At 69.3% G+C, this 16,704-nt stretch carries 16 protein-coding genes; all 16 read right to left on the minus strand.

What is annotated here, in order from left to right; all coding sequences use genetic code 11:
- Positions 1-246: 246 nt before the first annotated feature.
- Positions 247-3,912, minus strand: a complete 3,666-nt coding sequence (locus ACGFYP_RS33670; RefSeq protein WP_393501747.1) for a LysM peptidoglycan-binding domain-containing protein — start codon at positions 3,910-3,912, stop codon at positions 247-249.
- A gap of 8 nt (positions 3,913-3,920) precedes the next feature.
- Positions 3,921-4,382 carry a TadE/TadG family type IV pilus assembly protein gene (locus tag ACGFYP_RS33675; RefSeq protein WP_393501749.1) on the minus strand — a complete coding sequence of 154 codons (462 nt, stop codon included), beginning with the start codon at positions 4,380-4,382 and terminating at the stop codon, positions 3,921-3,923.
- Positions 4,379-4,840, minus strand: coding sequence for a TadE/TadG family type IV pilus assembly protein (locus tag ACGFYP_RS33680; RefSeq protein ID WP_393501751.1), 462 nt, complete (start codon positions 4,838-4,840; stop codon positions 4,379-4,381). Before ACGFYP_RS33680 ends, ACGFYP_RS33675 begins: the two co-directional genes overlap by 4 nt.
- Complete coding sequence (locus ACGFYP_RS33685) at positions 4,837-5,247, minus strand: TadE family protein (protein ID WP_393501753.1); 411 nt, start codon at positions 5,245-5,247, stop codon at positions 4,837-4,839. Before ACGFYP_RS33685 ends, ACGFYP_RS33680 begins: the two co-directional genes overlap by 4 nt.
- 54 nt (positions 5,248-5,301) lie before the next feature.
- Complete coding sequence (locus ACGFYP_RS33690) at positions 5,302-5,490, minus strand: hypothetical protein (protein WP_393501755.1); 189 nt, start codon at positions 5,488-5,490, stop codon at positions 5,302-5,304.
- 15 nt (positions 5,491-5,505) lie between these two features.
- Positions 5,506-6,402, minus strand: a complete 897-nt coding sequence (locus ACGFYP_RS33695; RefSeq protein ID WP_393501757.1) for a type II secretion system F family protein — start codon at positions 6,400-6,402, stop codon at positions 5,506-5,508.
- Positions 6,399-7,319 (minus strand): type II secretion system F family protein, encoded by a 921-nt coding sequence (locus ACGFYP_RS33700; protein WP_393501759.1) that lies wholly within the window; start codon positions 7,317-7,319, stop codon positions 6,399-6,401. The genes ACGFYP_RS33695 and ACGFYP_RS33700 overlap by 4 nt, the downstream gene beginning before the upstream one ends.
- Positions 7,316-8,680 (minus strand): CpaF family protein, encoded by a 1,365-nt coding sequence (locus ACGFYP_RS33705; protein ID WP_393501761.1) that lies wholly within the window; start codon positions 8,678-8,680, stop codon positions 7,316-7,318. Before ACGFYP_RS33705 ends, ACGFYP_RS33700 begins: the two co-directional genes overlap by 4 nt.
- Positions 8,681-8,876: 196 nt before the next feature.
- Positions 8,877-9,743, minus strand: coding sequence for a hypothetical protein (locus tag ACGFYP_RS33710; protein WP_393501763.1), 867 nt, complete (start codon positions 9,741-9,743; stop codon positions 8,877-8,879).
- A 1-nt stretch (position 9,744) separates the two neighbouring features.
- Positions 9,745-10,431 (minus strand): SAF domain-containing protein, encoded by a 687-nt coding sequence (locus tag ACGFYP_RS33715; RefSeq protein WP_393501765.1) that lies wholly within the window; start codon positions 10,429-10,431, stop codon positions 9,745-9,747.
- A gap of 35 nt (positions 10,432-10,466) precedes the next feature.
- Positions 10,467-10,907 (minus strand): ATP/GTP-binding protein, encoded by a 441-nt coding sequence (locus ACGFYP_RS33720; RefSeq protein WP_393501825.1) that lies wholly within the window; start codon positions 10,905-10,907, stop codon positions 10,467-10,469.
- 437 nt (positions 10,908-11,344) lie between these two features.
- The gene (locus ACGFYP_RS33725) at positions 11,345-11,956 is read right to left on the minus strand and encodes a hypothetical protein (protein WP_393501767.1); all 612 of its coding nucleotides are present in this window, start codon (positions 11,954-11,956) and stop codon (positions 11,345-11,347) included.
- Between the two features lie 360 nt (positions 11,957-12,316).
- Complete coding sequence (locus tag ACGFYP_RS33730; protein WP_393501769.1) at positions 12,317-13,291, minus strand: replication-relaxation family protein; 975 nt, start codon at positions 13,289-13,291, stop codon at positions 12,317-12,319.
- Positions 13,291-15,618 carry a hypothetical protein gene (locus ACGFYP_RS33735; RefSeq protein WP_393501770.1) on the minus strand — a complete coding sequence of 776 codons (2,328 nt, stop codon included), beginning with the start codon at positions 15,616-15,618 and terminating at the stop codon, positions 13,291-13,293. The genes ACGFYP_RS33730 and ACGFYP_RS33735 overlap by 1 nt, the downstream gene beginning before the upstream one ends.
- Positions 15,618-16,118, minus strand: a complete 501-nt coding sequence (locus ACGFYP_RS33740; RefSeq protein ID WP_393501772.1) for a hypothetical protein — start codon at positions 16,116-16,118, stop codon at positions 15,618-15,620. The genes ACGFYP_RS33735 and ACGFYP_RS33740 overlap by 1 nt, the downstream gene beginning before the upstream one ends.
- Entirely contained in the window at positions 16,118-16,444 is a 327-nt protein-coding gene (locus ACGFYP_RS33745) for a hypothetical protein (RefSeq protein ID WP_393501774.1), read from the minus strand. Before ACGFYP_RS33745 ends, ACGFYP_RS33740 begins: the two co-directional genes overlap by 1 nt.
- Between the last annotated feature and the right edge of the window lie 260 nt (positions 16,445-16,704).

Consider the following 16,704-nt stretch of genomic DNA (forward strand, 5'->3'; position numbering starts at 1 on the left):
GCGCGGCCCCGGATCTGGCCTCTGCAGTGGGTGACCTGCTGGTTTCCGGCTGGGTCACTGTTTGGGCCACTCTCCAGATAGTGTCCCGGACGGTGACCCTGCGCCTGCCGACACCCGCTTCGCTGGCTGAGGGAGGGGCCGGCGGGATGGGGACGGGCGGGACCTCGTAGGGAGTTCGAGCGGTCCTCACAACGCACTGTGGGGTGGACCGGTGCGGTCCACCCCACAGTCCGACTTCCGGATTGGTCAGCGGCGAGTGACCTGGGCCATGCGGATGGTCTCGGCGGTCTCTTCCTCCATGGCCCATCCGTTGTCAACGAGGAGGGTCTCAAGACGCCGGATCGCGTCCTCGAGGCCGGAGTGGTCACCCAGGAGCGCGAGGGCTCGGAGGCGGTGACGCCACAGTTCTTCGCGTTCGCGGGCGACCTCGAGACCACGGCCGGCGGCCCAGAGGGCGCCGCGTCCGTTCCCGGCCTCGAGGTGCCAGTTGGCCAGCATGCTGGCGCTGTTGACCACCGTGTCGTTGATTTCCTCCACGATCGGCTCGGCCCAGCTGTAGTACGTGGACCTGACGCCTGAGAACGGGCGGCCACGGACCAGCTCGAGTGCGCGATGTAGCAGGACCACCCCTTGGGCGCGCGGGACCTGGAGCGCGATGTCGTGGAGGAGCTGGAACTGGATCCAGTCGCACTCCACTCCGACCAGGCGGTGGCCGTCGGCGTGCTTGGCCATACGGCGGAAGAAGGGCTCGCCTTCATCGTCGAGGCCGAGCCACCGCCGGACATCGCGGAGACGGGTGTTGCGAGTCTTGGGGTTGGTCAGTCCGCCACGCGGTGAGAGGACCTCGTCGACCTGGGGAGCGGTGGCACCGGGGTGGAGGACGAGGAAGGCGGCCAGCTCCAGTGCGCGGGTGTGCCGGTTGGAGTCGACGGTGCCGCGGGCTCCGGTGACCTCCACGGTTCCAAGGATCTTGACCAGGGGCCGGTCTTCGGGGAAGTCGATGCCCGGGTCCTCTGCCGGCGTTGCAGGGCCGGCGGCCTTGCCGGCTTCGGCGGGGGACTGGGGTGTGACGTCGCCCTGGACAGAGGAAGGGGCGGGGAGCCGGATGCTGATCTGGGGCAGGGCTCGTGAGGCATGCCGGACGGCATGTCCGGGCGTGGCCGAGGAGGGCGGGATGGGTACCACGGAGGTGTTCGTGCCCTCGGCACCGGCTGTCTTCACGTCGGCTGCGCCAGCAGGGGCGCTGGTGTCCCCGGCCACCTTCGTTGTGTTCTCTTCGGCGAGGGGGAATTGCTGGGGCAGCTCGGCGGCCGCGGCGTTGCGGGGCGCGGATTCCTGATCGGGATCTGTTCCGGCGCCGGAACCTTCCGTACGGGCAGGCTCTGCTTCGTCGTCCTCGCCAGCGTCCTCGGGGTCGTCGTCGAGGTCGGCGAGGACGGCCAGCAGGCTGGGGGAGGCTCCGCTCGGAACGGAGTCCGAGCCAGGCGCAGGGGCGGTGGGAGCTGGGGGAGTGGCGATGAGTCCGGGGATGGTGCCGGGCAGCAGCGTGCTCAGAGGAACCGGCTCGGCTGGTGGGATGTCGGTGGGGGAGTCCGCCGTCAGCGCGAGTTCGAGGACGTCGGCGTACTCCTCGTCGGTGCACATCGACAGCACACAGTGCAGTGGGGTGTTCGGTACCGGGAGGGCGGGGCTGTCGGTGTCGATCTCCCACACCCCGCCGCTGGTGGCGCGGGCCGGCTGGGCGCTGCTGGTGATGACGACGGTGGAGGACAGCGGCTCGTCGGCCAGGATTCCGGCGAGCTGTTCCATGGCCTCGGCGGAGGGACATGTCTCCAGATCGGCAAGGATAACCAGGGGATCGAACTCCTCGGCGTCGTCCGAGACACGGGCGTGGAACAGGTCGGGGAGGCCCGAGGTGGTCAGGAGCCGTTGCTGGTCGGCGTGGTGGCCGCGGGCCGCAGTGGCGGCCGTGTCCAGGTTCTCGTGTGGATGGACGCGCTGGGAGTCGAGCATGGACAGGCCCGGGGCGGTGTCCTCGCCAGCTACGAGGATGTCGATCTGATCGCTCAGCGGTGACAGGGCGAGCGAGATGCCCAGAGTGCGCAGCAACTGGGTGCGCCGACTGCCGGTCAGGTGCAGTGCGCCGAACTCCTCCACGTCGACCAGGAGGATGCCGCCAGTGGTGTCCTCGCCCAGGGGTACGAGCCCCGGGTAGGGCGCGGGGACGTCGCTGAGCGACTCTTCGTCCAGGAGGTCGGCGGAGTCGGCAGGGCACCACCACACACCGGGATGGCCCTCGACAGCCGTGAAGGGAACCACTGGCTCGATGGCGCTCGGCTCCGCGCCGCCTTCGCTGTCTGCTTCGGTGGCGGACAGATGCAGCAGGACACCCTCGGTGCCCAGCTGGACGGCGGCTACAGGCGGCAGAGCCTGTTCCTGGGCAGCGAGCTGGTCGGCGAGAGTCCGCAGAACAGCGTCCAGCAGCCGCAGTTCCGTACTGGAGTCCACGCTCCGCAGGGCTTGTTCGGCCGCTGCGGTGCGGCCGGTCGGCATCGCGATGCGCTGGCCGTCGCCGCGCCGGCGCCTCTGCAGAGCCCTCCGACGCCGGAGCATCATCACCACACCGCCAGCCACCAGAGCACCGCCCGCCGCGTACATGACGGTGCTCACGGAGGAGTCCTCGTCGCTGTGCCGTACAGCGGGCGCGGGTGTGCTTGTGGCGCTGGGCGGGGGAGCGGTAGTGCTCGGAGCCTGAGCAGTGTGAGAAGGAGGCGGGGTCGCGGACGCCAGTTCGTTCTGGTCGGCCTCGGCATCCACGTCGGAGGTGTTCTGCTGCGGCGTCTCGGCGTTCTGCGTGTTGTCCGGCTTGGCGGGTGTCTTCGGTTTGGCAGCGGGCTGGTCTGCGGGCGGTGCCTTGGCGGTCTTGGGCTCGGGGAGATCCAGTACCTGGCCGGGGAAGATGAGATTGGGGTTGTCGAACGTGCCACCGTCCGGGGTCGGTTCGTCCTTGTTCGCCTCGTAGATGGCTGGCCAGTCGCTGGCGTCACCGTGTTCGTCGGCGATCGACCAGAGGCTGTCGCCCTTGTGGACGGTGACGCGGTCAGGCCGGTCCGTGCTGTCTTCCCCCGTGGAGGTAGCGGTCTCGTCCGCAGTCTCAGCGACCTTGTTCTTCCCGTCGTCGTGCTGCGGTGAGGCCTTTGTAGTGTTGCTGCTCGCACGGACTCCGGGAGCGGTGCTGGAGGCCGGGGCGACGGGCCGGGCGTCGGCGGGCAGCTTGATGACCGCGCCGTTTGGGAGGTACTGGTCGCCGGCAACCAGCTGTGGAATCTCCGGGTTGAGCGCGGCGATGTCCTTCCACCGTGTACCGGCACCGAGGTACTCCTCGGCCAGATCCCACGGCAGCTCGGTCGTGGAAGTCACCGTGTGCTTGGGCCAGTCGGCGGCTGAGGCGTGGGCTGCCGACGCGGCGCTAGAGGATTCCGCCGTCGTGGTGCTGTCGCCCGCGGTGTGGGTCGCGGCCGCGGCGACAGTGGGGAGGGTGGCGGCCGACGCGGCGGTGGGGGCGAGCAGAACGATGCCGCCGATGAGGAACGAGGCGAGCGACTGCAGTCCACTCAGCCCCTTGATCCGCGGTGCCGAGCGCCGCCGGAGCACGGCCATGAGCTCCAGGAGGACCGAGAACGTGAACGCCGCCCATCCCGCCCAGCCGATGCAGGTCAGGGTGACCAGGAACAGCGTGCCGTCGTCCTGCTCCAGCAGGCTGAAGCCGCCCACGAGTTCGGTGGGCTGGTGACCCACCTTCAGCAGCAGATACGGGACACCTGCGACCAAGGCCGCGAGAAGAGCGAGGCCGAGCAGGGCCCGCAGCACGGCACCGATGGCGCGCAGCGGGGCGGGGATGCGGTGGGCCATGTGGTTGCTCAGCCTCCAGCTTGGGTCTGCAGATGGGCTTGCGCGGTGCCGGTCACGGTGATCGTTCCCTTGCCCACGAACTGCGCGAAGAACGTGTTGTAGGTGTCGGTCACGGCGACGGTGATGGTCTGCCCGCCGTCGGTGACCGTCACGTTGCCCTGGACGCCTGCGGCGGCGAGATAGTCCTGGGCCGCGCCGACGGCAGCATCCGGGTCGATCGTGATGGCGATGCCCTCGATCGCCTGGGCCGGGTCGAGCTGCTGTCCGGCTGCGCGGGCAGCTTCCTGAGCGAGAGAGGTGGCCCGGTTGGCCGCGTTCAGTGCACCGCCGCCGTCGACGAGGAGTCCCATCACCATCAGGATCGCGAGCGTCGACAGGGCGAAGTACAGGGACAGCGAGCCGCGGTCGAGGTTTCCTCCGCCCCGGGGGGCGCGCAGCCGAGCGGTGAAACGCTGGACGTGGGATCTCAATTCCGGCCCCTGTAGCTGTCGATGGGGCTTGTCCAGGACGCGGTGAGTGTCTTGGATCCGGGCAGGCCTGGCAGTCCGATGTCGGAGAGATTCGCTGTGCAGGCGATCGTGGCGGTCACGTTCGCCTCTACGCCGAGGTCGAGGGCGTAGCCGGTCGTGTCGACGACCACGCTGGATGTCCGGCACGTGATGCCCTCCCCCTCGAGGCTTCGATTTGCCGCCGCCTGAGCTTCGGCCTGCGCGCTGCTGGCGTCCCGCTCGAGTGAGGCAGCGCGGGCCGCAGCGCGGGCGGCGGCGTCCACGGCGCCGTCGGCGTCTGTCACCCGGCCGAAGGCGACCATCAGCAGAAGCAGCCCGATCATCACCGGCGCGAGGACCGCCGTCTCCAGGGCGTAGGAGCCCCGGTCGCGGCGGAGTGTGTACGCGAGGCGCTCACCGTAGGTGCGGCGGTTGCTCACGGATTTGTCCACCCCTCGACGGGAGCCTCGGCGTGCTGGACGACCTCCAGAGTGAGGCCGGGAACGAGGGTGGCGACGTGACCGCGGACGGTGATGCGGATCTCCTCTGTCGTACTGCCGGCCGAGGACACAGACGCGCCCTGCACGCTGCCGCCGAAACGGCTCAGGAACGTCTGCGCCTGGGCGACGCCGTCACCCTCGCTGACGCCGACCTGCCGGCCGGTCTCCACGCCCTGCCGTGCGGCGGACTGGGCGACCTTGCGGGCATGGAAGTACAGGCCGACCTGGATCGCGGTGAAGACCAGAGCCAACATGACAACGGCCAGGACGGCGAACTCCACGTTGGCGAATCCGTGGTCGCCCCGCCGCCGACGGCGCCGGATGAAGCCTCCCAGGCTCCTCAGCATCCGGTATTTCACGCCTGTGTTCTCCCCTCGTCATCGTCTGTAACCGGGTGCAGATCAGCCCCCGTTGATGATGCCGATCTTCTCCAGGAGCTTGGTGCGGACGGCTACGACCACGAGACCGGCGGCGAGGAGCAGCGCACCGGCCATCATCGCGAGCTCGAGGGTGGACTGCCCGGCGTCCCGGCCGGTCTTGAGTGCTTCGTAGCGGCCGCGGATCCACACGGTCAGTGTCTGGATGTCCATGCGAGGGGTTCTCCTTCAGCTTCCGAGGATGGTGATCGTGATGGGGATCATCACGAAGACGAGCATGAGGATGACGCTGAAGGTGACCGGCAGGATCATCGCGGCGCTCGCAGCATTGGCCTGGGATTTCGCATCGGACAGCAGGGCGATGCGCAGCTGCCGGGCCTGGGCCTGGAGGGTCGTGTAGACGGCGGCGCCGTCACCGGCCAGTGCAAGGGTGTCGGCTGGCCGGGTCAGTTCGGGGATGTCGAGTTCGTCGCCGAGCTGCTTGAGGGCGTCCCAGACGGTGACGCCGGCGAGGTCGGCTTCGTGGAAGACCTGCCGCATGCGCACGAAGATGAAGCCGTCGCCGACCTCGGCGGTCTGGGTTAGGGCTTGAGCGGCGCCTGAGTTGGCGATGCGGGCGAGCGCGACGCGTTCCAGGTAGGAGGCGGCGGCGTGCCGGACGATCAGGCGGGCGGCGGCCGCGTCCCGGGCGACTTCCTTGCCGGGCCAGAACCAGAACAGTGCGGCCAGGACCAGAGAGAGGACGACGGGTACCTCAAAGGGCCACGGTGCTCCGGCCAGGGCGCTCATGCCCTGGAACAGCTGGGGCAGTACGAGGCCGTACACGGCGAACAGGAAGCGTTTGCCGAGGTGTTCGGCCGGGCTTTTTCCCAGGAGGTTCAGGTCTTTGACGGGCAGTCTGAGGCGGCCTCCGAACTCGGCGAACAGCCGGGTGCCGACCCGCTCCTGCAGGTTTGTGCTCCCCTTGGGTGCCGCCGATGGGAGCAGGGGGCCGTTGGTCTTGCTGACGTCCAGACGGTCCAGCGCGGAGGCGAGGTCGCGTGGGGCGGGCATTGCGGCGCGGACAGCCAGCCCGATCAGAGCGCCTGCGGCAGCCGCAGGAACGACGGCCTCCAGGGGGATCATCGGGTTCCTCCCGTGACTTCTGAGAGCTGCGCGGTTGGGAGCGGGTCGATCAGCCGCGGGTCGGGCTTGGTGCGGGCGATGCGGCGAAGCCAGGACAGGGTCCAGGCGAAGAAGCCGCCGAGGACGGCCAGGACGATCTGCCCGAGCGGGGACTGGTACCAGGCGGACCAGGCCTCGTTGAGCATGCAGCCGACGACGACCAGGCAGATGACGATCGACACCATGCGGCTCGACTTGCGGACTTTCGCACGGTCGGCCTCGATGTCGCGGGCGTCGGCCGCCTGCTGGTGGATGGTGACCGCCAGGGCCTCGAGCGCGTCGGACAGACCTGGGCCCTTGTAGACGGCGTGGGACTGGAAGAGGAGTACGACGTGGTCGCTGACGCCGTCGGCGAGCTCGTCGGCGAACAGGGCGAACGCGTTGTGGGCGTCCATGCCGGAGCGCAGCCGGTCAGCGAGAGCCCGCACGCTCAAAGCGATCGGTGCTGGGGCTGCCTTGGCGGAGGCGCGGATGGTCTGGGGCAGGCTGATTCCGGCCTGGTGGACACCGGCCAGGTGGTTGAGCCACTGCCCGAGTGCTTCAAGGCGCTCGATCCGCTGGATCGCCGCGGTGCCGGGGAACAGGATGTAGGGCAGGCCGAGGACGGCGGCACCTGCGAGGAGGCCGTGGACGGGCCAGCCGGTCCACGCCCACACGACCAGCGCGACGATGCCCGCGGTAGCGACCAGGTGCCGCCAGCGGTGCTGCCACTTCTCCGGCAGCTCCGCCTTGGCACGCTGGATCCGTCCCGCCGTGCGGGACTTCGGCTTGGCCAGGTCAGGAACCCGGCCGCGGATCTCACGGATGGCGGCGGCGAGCGCGAGGAGTGTGAGGGCTGCGCAGCAGGCCGCGGCCAGGGCGAGCTGGGAGATCGTCATCGGCGGCCTGCCCTCTGCAGTGGGCCGAACCAGGCGCCCAAGGGGTTCTCGGTCAGCCACTGCCTGTTGAACAGGCCGGTGAGCTCCAGGTCGTCGATGAACGTCGGCATGTTCTTGAAGACGGCGCGGATCTCCCCGGCCTGGGGGGCGAACAGCTCGGTGGTGACGGGCCGGCCGCCTTCGCCTACGACGTCCTGGACCTCGTAGATGGTGCTCACAAAGCGGTGCTTGCGGCCGCCGATCGCGGTCTCGTCCAGGTAGGTGAGGTAGACGACAACGTCGATGGACGCGGCGATGAGGTGGTGCGCGGCCTCCGTCTGCATGCCGGCCTCGGTGCACAGCTGGACCAGGCGGCTGATGATGGCGTGGGGACGGCGTACGTGCAGGGTGCACATCGAGCCGGAGCCGCCGGAGGACATCGCGTTCAGCATCGGCACGATCTCGGTGGAGCGGACCTCGCCCACAATGACGCGGGTGCCGTTGTAGCGCAGGGCGGTGGGGAAGATGTCGTCGATGGTGACTTCGCCGGCCTTGTCGCCGCCGCGGATCTCACCGTTGGACTGACGGGCTTCGAACGCGAACGTGATGGGGCCGGGCTTCGGGCCGGGCTCGTCCAGATAGAGCTCGCGGTCCGACTCCAGCGTCACCAGGCGTTCGGCGGGCGGGATCTCACGGCCCAGCGCCCGCAGCAGGGACGTCTTACCGGCGCCCATGTCGCCGACGACCAGGATGTTCATCTTGGCGTGGACGCACGCAGTCAGGAACCGCTCCAGAATCGGATTGAGCGAGCCCCACTGGACGAGTTCGGCGATGCCGTGCTGGCGGATGCGGTGCCGTCGGATGACGACGGAGGGCCGGGTCGTCAGCAGGGAAGCGGTGACGCGGGAGCCGTCAGGCATGCGGAAGCCGACCATCGGTGTCGCCTGCGTGAGCGAGCGTTCGCCGTGGCCGGACAGTTGGGCCATACGGTTGACCCAGGCGATCAGCTCTTCGTGACTGTCAGCGACCTTCTCGATCGTGCGGCGCGGCCTGTCGTGGTACTCCACATGGGCACGCAGACCGTCGACCATCACGTCCTCGACGCCGCCCTCGTCGAGCAGCGACTGCAGCCGCCCGCCCCGGTACATGGAATCGAAGACCGCGATGCCGACCGCAGATTCCTGCTCAGCAGTGAGCGGAGTGTTGCCCTGGGCGTACTTGGTAGCCCAGTCCGCGACCGCGTTGCGGACCAACTTCTTGGCCAGCGCGCGGCGGTTGTCCTCCTCAAGCAGCTTGTCCGGGTCCTCGGCACTGAGCTGCTTGGACACGGAGGCCTGCAGGTTCTCGATCACCTCCCAGCCGACCGGGATCTCGCCGGGCAAGCCGGCAAGCCGCGGCACCGCCGCCGGACCCACTGCCGCCGCAGGCGAAGCAGCGGCAGGTACCTCAGTTGCAGGGGCCGGTACAGGGGCGGTGGGGTACGTCGGGCGGGACTGTCCGATCCGACTGACAAGCAGGCTGGCGATGTCCTCGCGGCCCATAGCCGGCTGCCCGTTCACGCCGGGCCGCTGGTGAGCGTCAGCCACGTGCCCCTCCCCTCTCACCCAGCCGCGCGAGGACCCCGGCCAGCACCGGGTTGGCCGGACGCGGGAACTGCTGCTGGATACGACGGTGAGACGCGGCCGCTTCGAGATGCTCGGTCGCGGAGCGGGCATGCCGCAGCAGCGGACTGCGCCCGTACCCCCGGGGAGGACGACCACCGTTGGTGAAATAGCCGGCCGTGCCCGGATCGAAGGGCAGAGCCGCCAGGACCGGGACCTTGAGGACTTCGGCCACCCGGTGAGCCCGGTGGGGGCCGTCCTCGATGAGCAGCAGACCGAGCGCGCCGGGACCGCTGCCGCGTTCCGCCAACTCGGTGCGCAGCGGGTCGATCAGGTGCCGGGCCAGGGTCAGCGACTGCTCAGTGCCGCGGACGACGAGAAGGACCATGTCGGCCTTGTGCAGCAGCGGCGCCGGCGTCAGCGTGGTGTGAAGTCGGCCGGACTCGAGCGCCAGACGGCCAGCGTCAATGAAGACGTCGTATCCCGCCTCCTCGGACAGGACATGCATGACCTCCGACAGCGCGGGCCAGGTCCGGCCGAGCGCGGCGGCCTGCGCAGGATCGGTCAGACCGGGCAGGAGTTTGCGGTGCCCCGCCTCGTCCATCGGCCACAGGTGAGACGCGAAGGCCTGCGCGAGAGCGTCCGGCCCGGTGCGCTCGGCGGCCGCCAGGTGATACAGGCCGTACCCGGCACTGGCCGCGCCCTCCAGGAAGCCGGCGCGGACCGTCCCACCGGACGGGTCGCACTCGGCGAGCAGCGACAGACGCTTCGAGGCAAGGGTGAGCGCGAGCGCGGTCGTGGTGACACCGCAGGACTTTGCGGAGACAAGTGCGGTAACGGGCATGTCAGCTCCGGGGTTCGCGCACGAGAGCGATACGGCCCTGCGCGGCGCGGGTGGCCAGCAGCGGACCGTCGGTCGGGGCCACGGCGAGGTTGACCACGACGTTGCCGGAGGCGTCCGGGCGGGACACGGTCACGACCACGGCGTTGATCGTCGACGGCGGAGCTTCGGCCTCCTTGCTGGTCTGCTGCTCACCCTGGGCGGGCGTGGTGACCGCGAGGACCTTGTCGCCCGGGGCGAGGGTTCCCGCCGGTGCCTGGCCCCGCTTGACCTGCACCCCGACCTGCTGCCTGTCGTCGCCCAGTCCGGTACCGCCCGCCAGCTGGGAAGTGGTGAGCAGGCCGCCCTTGCGCAGGTCGACAGCCGGCCGCTTCCCGAGCACGGACTCCCTCTGCGAGGCGGGCACCGGCGTGAGCGCGGCATCGGCGGACATCTCGGCCACGACCAGGTCGGCCGATGTGAGGGCCTGCCCGGCCGGGACATCGCGGGCGATGGCGAGGACCCGAGTGCGGTCGCTGGCCGAGGTGACGGCAGCGGCCGCACCCAGACCGGCGACAACGGCCAGGACGACACACAGCGCGGCCACCGACCAGCGGCGCTCCCGCTTGACCGGCGTGGTCGTGGTGATGGGGACATCGGGGCGGGCCGGAGCAGCAGGACGGGGCACCGGCGGCGCCACGGGGGATTCCATACGGGTTGGGCCTCTCGGATGTACAGAGCGGAGAGCTAATTGAGGACCTGGACTTCGACGACGCTGATGTCCACAGCGCTGTTACGGATCTCGGTGAGTTGGCCCGCCGGGCCGCTCGTCGCCTGCCAGTCGACCGTCCAGGTCGACGTCGCGGTCACGTGGAACTTGCCCGTGCTGGTTGTGGAGGAAGGGGTGCTGTAGCGGTAGCCGCAGTCCGGCGACGGCTTCTTGCCGTACTCCGCCTTGTAGGGCGTGCCCGCCGTCGTGCAGGTGACGGTCTTCCCATCGCCCATCTGCCAGACGATCTTCGACACCCTCGCGGTGGCCGTGACCGTGACGCCGCCTGCCGATGCGCTGGCCGAGTTCGGGCCGTAGGTCTCCGGCCCGCGCTCCGTCCACAGATAGACCGGCATGCCGACCACACCCCTACCACTCGGCTTGGGGGTGATACCGATCGCGGGGCCACGCAGGATCATCTGGTCCACGGCCCGCTGCGCCAAGACGGCCGGATCAACCGTCGCGGCTGGCGGTGTGGCTGCCCAGACGTTCCGAGCAACCGTGAAGTCGGGGCCGTTGCTGTAGGTGCATCGTTCTTCGTAGACCGCTCCGTCGCCGGGCTCGTGGCCTTCCCAGTCCAGGCTCCCGGCGGGTGGCTGAGGGTCGAGCTTCTTGTACGTGCACACGGGCTGAGTAGCAGGCTCGTCCTGGACGCTGTCTCCTCCGCCCTCACCACCGTTGGGCGGCGACCCGCTGCCACCGACGTTGCCCCCTCCGCTCCCGGGGACGTCTACCTCGACCTCACACATGTACAAGCCGCAGTCCGCCCCGCCCGAGCCAGGGGGCGTGTCTGCGTAGGCCGGAGCAGCGAAGGCCAACATGGTCATCGCAGCAGCAGCTACCCCCCGAGTGCTACTCAGCATGACTTGCCCTGGGGTTCGTCTCGAATGACGCGCCACCCTTCGGGCCAGCGTTCGAGCGTGCTCTTGATGACGTACTTGGTGAGGCGGCTCGTCGGCAGCGTGACGGGCTTCTTGGTGCTGACCTCGACGACCTGCCAGCGCGAAATGTCCAGGCAGCTGGAAAGAATCACGTGCGGGATCTTGCGGTTGATGTCCGTCTTGGTGGCGGTAGGGTTCCCGACTCCTACCTCTCCGACGTGGAGCCGGCCTCGTTCGTGGGCGCGCTTTGCGTCCAACTCGGCGTTACTCAGAGCCGCTGAGGCGGCGAACTGCTTGAGGTTCGCCCCCTTGCCGCTCTTGTCCGCGTAGAGCTTCTCCATCTCCTGCCAGTAAGCCTTGTACGTGGCGATTGCGTCTTGCTTTGCCTTCTCGGTGGGGTCAGGCGGAGTGGTTGCTGACTTGGTTGCTAAGGGCGCCGACTGAGTCGGCAGATTGTCGTCGGGTGAGTCGCTCGTGGTACAGCCGGCGGCAGTCAGGACGGCGCCCACTGCAAGGATGAGCGCGGCATCTCGATGGCCGTTTCGGGTGCGAACCCAAACGCTTCCTACGCGTCCGCTGGTCTTCACTGCGCCTCCCCGTGAATATGCGGTCATCAGTCCTCACCTGCACGATGCGTGCACTGGCCGGTGCTCGGCGTGCACCCAGGTGGGAGTTTGGTCTGGTCCCATACGTTACGCAAAGATCGCTTCACCACACAGCTCGTTACAGAGGCCCCAGCCTCAACTGCCCGCCAAATCAACACAATTCCTCTGAGTGTTTTTCGCCACGAGACCGAGATTGGTCGGGTGGCCTCGGGATCTCCCTGACCATTTGAATGAGCGTCCCGCTGCACGAGTTCGGTGCTGTCCGAGCACTACGCGGGACGGAAGAGGCCAGTAGCGACGAAGAGTTGGGCCTCAAAGGGAGCGAGGGGAGGTGTCTCTGCGTCACTGCACGACCTGGTTTGCGCTGCTGATCACGTCGGCTGGCGGGACGCTGAGCAGGATGTCACCGGCGGTGGGATCGCCGAGGAGCGGGGTGACGATCGGCGCGAACGGGCCGTGGGATTTCAGCTGCTCGAGGGTGGTGATGCCGACGGCGAGTTGGGGGGTGCGCCGGACCCGGGTATCGGCGGCGGCCAGGGCCCGCAGGTCTTCGATCCGCCGGGACAGCACCGCGTTGCTGGCTCCGGTGAGGACGATGAGGAGGCGGGGGACGGCTGGGTAGCGGTCGCGCCACGCCTCGCGTCCCGCCACGGTGGTGGGGGAGCGGTGACCGGGCAGTGGGGCGGGCACGTAGGTGGCGTAGCGGGCGTAGGAGGTGAGTTTCCGGCCCAGACGTCCGACCTGCATGGTGGCCCGGTCGATCTCGAGGAAGTAGGTGAGGAGCCGGCGGCCGGTGGGTGTGGTGCGGGTGTAGCGCAGGACGGCGTCGGGGATGAGCAGGGCGTCTTCTCCGAGCCGGTTCTCGCCGTCGCGTACGCGGTGGACGAGTTCGGGTTCCCAGTCCAGCGGTCCGCACTCATCGCCGAGGGCTTGAGACCAGGTGGTGAAGGCGAGACCGGTTTCGACGACGGTCAGAGTGTGTTCCTGGAGCTGGGAGGCGGCGGTCTCGGGGCTGATGCGGTAGGCCCGTCCGGTGACTTCCCGGCTGGCCTCGACGATGTCCGCGCCGCGGGGGGTGACGAACCACAGCAGTTCGGCGCCGCCCATCCTCCCGGCCCGGCGGGTGGTGCAGTCCACCAGCCCCAGGCCACGGAGTTGGTTCAGGACGCGCCGCAGGTAGACGGGCCGGTGCGTGTGGGGAGTCAGCATCCGGTGAAGCTGGCCGGTGGCGACCAGGCGGTGCTGGTAGAGGACGGGCAGCAGCTGCTGGCCGAGGCGGGGCAGGCCGGTGGGGGCGGGGGACAGGGTGGTGGGCATCAGCCGATCTCGCTTCCGCTGGCCGCGGCCCGGTGTCCGGTCGTGTGAATGGTGGTGGTCCGGGCCGGTCGCGTTCTCGGGCCGGGCCGGGGGTTGGTGAGTTCGGCGAGGATCCGGTCGTCCAGGCCGGGCCGGCTGCCGGTGTCGTCGCCCTCGAGGTCACGCAGGATCTCGCCGACCGTGCGCCGCCGCAGGTTGCTGTTCACGGCCTTGTCCAGTTCGGGCAGGAGCTCGGGGTGGTGGTAGTCGGCGAGGGCCTGGTGCAGGGCGACGCCGGCGACCCGGAACGGGGTGGTGCGCTCGCCGTGCAGCATCGTGGACATCACGTAGTTCCACTTCGGCAGAGACAGCAGCGTCTGGGGGGAGATCGGCTCCATCCGCTTGGTGACGAACGCCGCCTCGTCGCTGTCGGCCGCCGATGCGGACAACAGCGACTGGTTCTGCATTAGCGCCATTCGCGTCTCGCCGCTCAGCCGCATGGCCATCTGGGTCATCCCCATCAGCCTCAGTTCGTACTTGCGCAGCTGCTCCAGGATCGCGGCGACGTAGCCGCGCGAGGCCCCGTCGATGGCGGTCAGCTCGTCGCAGAACGCGAACATCGTCGCCAGCTGGTCCTGGTCGATGCCCTCACGGGAGCAGCCGGCCAGGAACAGGTCGAACAGCAGCAGCGATGTGATGACCTGGTCCGACGAACCTGTGCCCGAGCAGCGCAGCAGGACGATCTTCGAGGTGTCCATGGCGTGCCGCACGTCGTAGCTCGAGCGGGGCTGGCCCAGGAAGGCCCTGAGTGAGTCCGATGTCTCCAGCTGCTCCAGCGTCTGGGTGACCACCGGCACTGCGCTCCCTTCGTACTTGGGGAATGTGGTGCGCCAGAACCGGTTCAGCCTGATCGGTAGATACTCCAGCACGCTCTGGCGCCACTCCTCATCGGTGAGCAGCCTCGTGATGGAGAAGAGGGTGGGCTGCAGATCCGGGCGCCCTCGGCGGCACATCTCCAGCGCCAGGTATGCCAGCACCTGCACGGCGTGGGACAGGATCGCCCTCGCGCGCGGCGCCCCGTCGCCCCAGCCCTGCGCTGAGGCGAGCCCGCCCACGACCGCCCCGATCACGTCCTGGACCTGCGCGGCGCTGCGATGCTCCATCGACAGCGGATTCCACGACCCGACCCGTGCCGCAGGGTGCTTCACGCTCAGGTCGATCACCCACAGCCGGTCGCGCAGCGCCGGATGCGCCAGATACGGCATCGCCCGCTTCACCGCCGCGCCGTGCGGGTCGAGGAACCACATCCCCAGCCCCCCGTACGCCAGAGCGATGGCCTGCAACAGCGCCAGCTCGCTCTTGCCGAACCCGGACTTCCCGAACGACGCACCGAACAGCACGTCCTTCTGCGGCACAGCGGCGAGACGCACCCGGCCGTCCGCACCCAGGACCCGCCCCAACGGGACCACGCCCGGCTGTCCGGTCCACTCCGGCAGCCGCGGCGGCGCCGACGGCACCACCCCGCCGGTACGCACCACGTTCGCCGCCTCGCAGTGCACCGAGGCCGGTTTCAGCAGCGCAGCGATCTCCCGGACCGTCACCCACTGCCTCTTCGAAGGGGCGAACTCGCCGGTGCGGTACCGCCGGTCGAAGGAGTGCCGACGCCACCACACATTGCTGTACGGCCGCCAACCCGTACGCCGCGGCCCCACCGGCCGCCACCAGTTCTCCCCGCTCCAGGCATCCATGACCGCCATCACCTGGTGCAACAGAGCCTGCGCCCGCGCCGGATGCCGCGCCTGGACCCGGATGAGGACCTGCACCGCGAAGACCTGTCCGTCCACTCCGGGCAGGAATTTCCCCACGCCGTCGGCCAGGTCCGTCTGCCGCGGCCGCGGCCCAGACCTGCCCCGTGACTGACCGGCCCCGAGCTGCTTCCCGCCGTTCAGCCCCTGCATCACCTGCCCGAGAATCGGACCCGCCCGGCCGCCGCCCTGACCGCCCCCGAGCTGCTCCCCGTATGCCGACGGGCCTCGCTTCGCTGCCCGCCGCATCAGCCGACGCCGCCACCGCGCCACCTTCCGGCCGGACACCGGCACCAGATCCACGATCAGTTCCGCCTGCTCGCCCCGGTCGCTGTCGACGTGCGCGCACGTGGCCGCCATCATCTGCAGCGGATCGGGATCGAGACTGGCCGCCATGAGCCGTCGGTGGTCCGGACGGGCGAGCACCAGCTCCGCCCGCGCCACATAGGTCCCGCGCCCCGGCTCCGCGTCCCGATTCGTCTCGGGATGCCAGCCAGGGGCCGGGGGAGCGATGACCTTTTTCTCCATGACTACCTGGCTCATCAGATCTCCTGCTCGTCGTCCGTTACGCCGAGCGGCGCGATGTTGGCGAACCGGATCGGCCGCACCTCGCCGACGCCACGGTCCGCCTCCACGACATCCACGTCCGGGAACGACTGCAGGCGCAGCAGACCAGCGGACTGCGCAGGGCCTTCGAGCCGGGTCGCCAACTTCCCCTCAACGCTCCCGTGCTGTATTCGCACGGCCGAGGCCCTGCGCGGCAGCCATCCGGCCGCTGTCGGCACCCGGGCCAGGCGTGCCGCGTGCCGCCCGATTCCTTCCATCGACGGATCGAAGCCGGCCGACGGCACCAGGTCGACCACTGTCCGGCACTCAAGCGCGGCACGGGCCCGTCGCCGCCACCACACCCAGGCCGCCCCCCAGAGCCCAGTCGCGAGCAGCGCGGTCGACATCAGCAACCACAGATGCGCCCATACGCTCTTCAACGCCGAAGTGGCCACGGCGGTGAGATCCGTGAACGGGCCGAGCAGGACCTCGCCCATCACCAGCCCGCCTTCGACGAGGGAAAGCGCAGCTGGCGGAGATTCCGCAGCCTCGGATCTATCCCGCGTACCCGATCGGCGGCCGCGCACCAGACCAGGAGCGCCCCGCACGTCAGGAGCAACTGCGGCACCTCGGTCCAACACCGGTGCTCGGCCGCGGCCTGAGCCACTGTCTCGTCCATCAGCGGCAGGTTGTTCAGGTCGCCACCCCAGCACCAGCCCGGAAAACAACCGACGACGAAGACGAGGGCGAGGAGCCAGCCGATCCAGTTGACCAGCACATCGACTGCTGCGTCCCACCGCCCGAGCTGGTGATGTTCGTCCATTGCTGTCAGGTACTCCCCGCACGCCGGGGCGACCCTGGCGCCGCCCGTTCACTATCCGCAAGGACTCTCTGTCCTTAGAACGTGACCAGCCGCAGGGAAGGAATATGGAGGCGATGCCACGGTCACGGGGGTGCGCTCGTATAACTACGGCCAGGTGATGGGTAGCGCTCGCAACTGGCGATCAGCGCCCCGTCTCTGACTTCCTCCGAGCTCCGACCTGCTCTGATGCTCCACCAGACATGACCGGGGCCCTGTGCTCG

The sequence above is a fragment of the Streptomyces sp. NPDC048370 genome (genome assembly GCF_043200825.1).
GTDB lineage: Bacteria > Actinomycetota > Actinomycetes > Streptomycetales > Streptomycetaceae > Streptomyces.

Excerpts from the sequence above, each read along its gene's own strand:
- ACGFYP_RS33720 (WP_393501825.1), bottom strand. The coding sequence starts at position 10,907 with ATGATCCTGCGTGGCCCCGCGATCGGTATCACCCCCAAGCCGAGTGGT.
- ACGFYP_RS33695 (WP_393501757.1), bottom strand. The coding sequence starts at position 6,402 with ATGATCCCCCTGGAGGCCGTCGTTCCTGCGGCTGCCGCAGGCGCTCTG.
- ACGFYP_RS33735 (WP_393501770.1), bottom strand. The coding sequence starts at position 15,618 with ATGAGCCAGGTAGTCATGGAGAAAAAGGTCATCGCTCCCCCGGCCCCT.
- ACGFYP_RS33730 (WP_393501769.1), bottom strand. The coding sequence starts at position 13,291 with ATGCCCACCACCCTGTCCCCCGCCCCCACCGGCCTGCCCCGCCTCGGC.
- ACGFYP_RS33690 (WP_393501755.1), bottom strand. The coding sequence starts at position 5,490 with ATGGACATCCAGACACTGACCGTGTGGATCCGCGGCCGCTACGAAGCA.
- ACGFYP_RS33745 (WP_393501774.1), bottom strand. The coding sequence starts at position 16,444 with ATGGACGAACATCACCAGCTCGGGCGGTGGGACGCAGCAGTCGATGTG.
- ACGFYP_RS33715 (WP_393501765.1), bottom strand. The coding sequence starts at position 10,431 with ATGGAATCCCCCGTGGCGCCGCCGGTGCCCCGTCCTGCTGCTCCGGCC.
- ACGFYP_RS33740 (WP_393501772.1), bottom strand. The coding sequence starts at position 16,118 with ATGGGCGAGGTCCTGCTCGGCCCGTTCACGGATCTCACCGCCGTGGCC.
- ACGFYP_RS33700 (WP_393501759.1), bottom strand. The coding sequence starts at position 7,319 with ATGACGATCTCCCAGCTCGCCCTGGCCGCGGCCTGCTGCGCAGCCCTC.
- ACGFYP_RS33685 (WP_393501753.1), bottom strand. The coding sequence starts at position 5,247 with ATGCTGAGGAGCCTGGGAGGCTTCATCCGGCGCCGTCGGCGGCGGGGC.
- ACGFYP_RS33670 (WP_393501747.1), bottom strand. The coding sequence starts at position 3,912 with ATGGCCCACCGCATCCCCGCCCCGCTGCGCGCCATCGGTGCCGTGCTG.
- ACGFYP_RS33710 (WP_393501763.1), bottom strand. The coding sequence starts at position 9,743 with ATGCCCGTTACCGCACTTGTCTCCGCAAAGTCCTGCGGTGTCACCACG.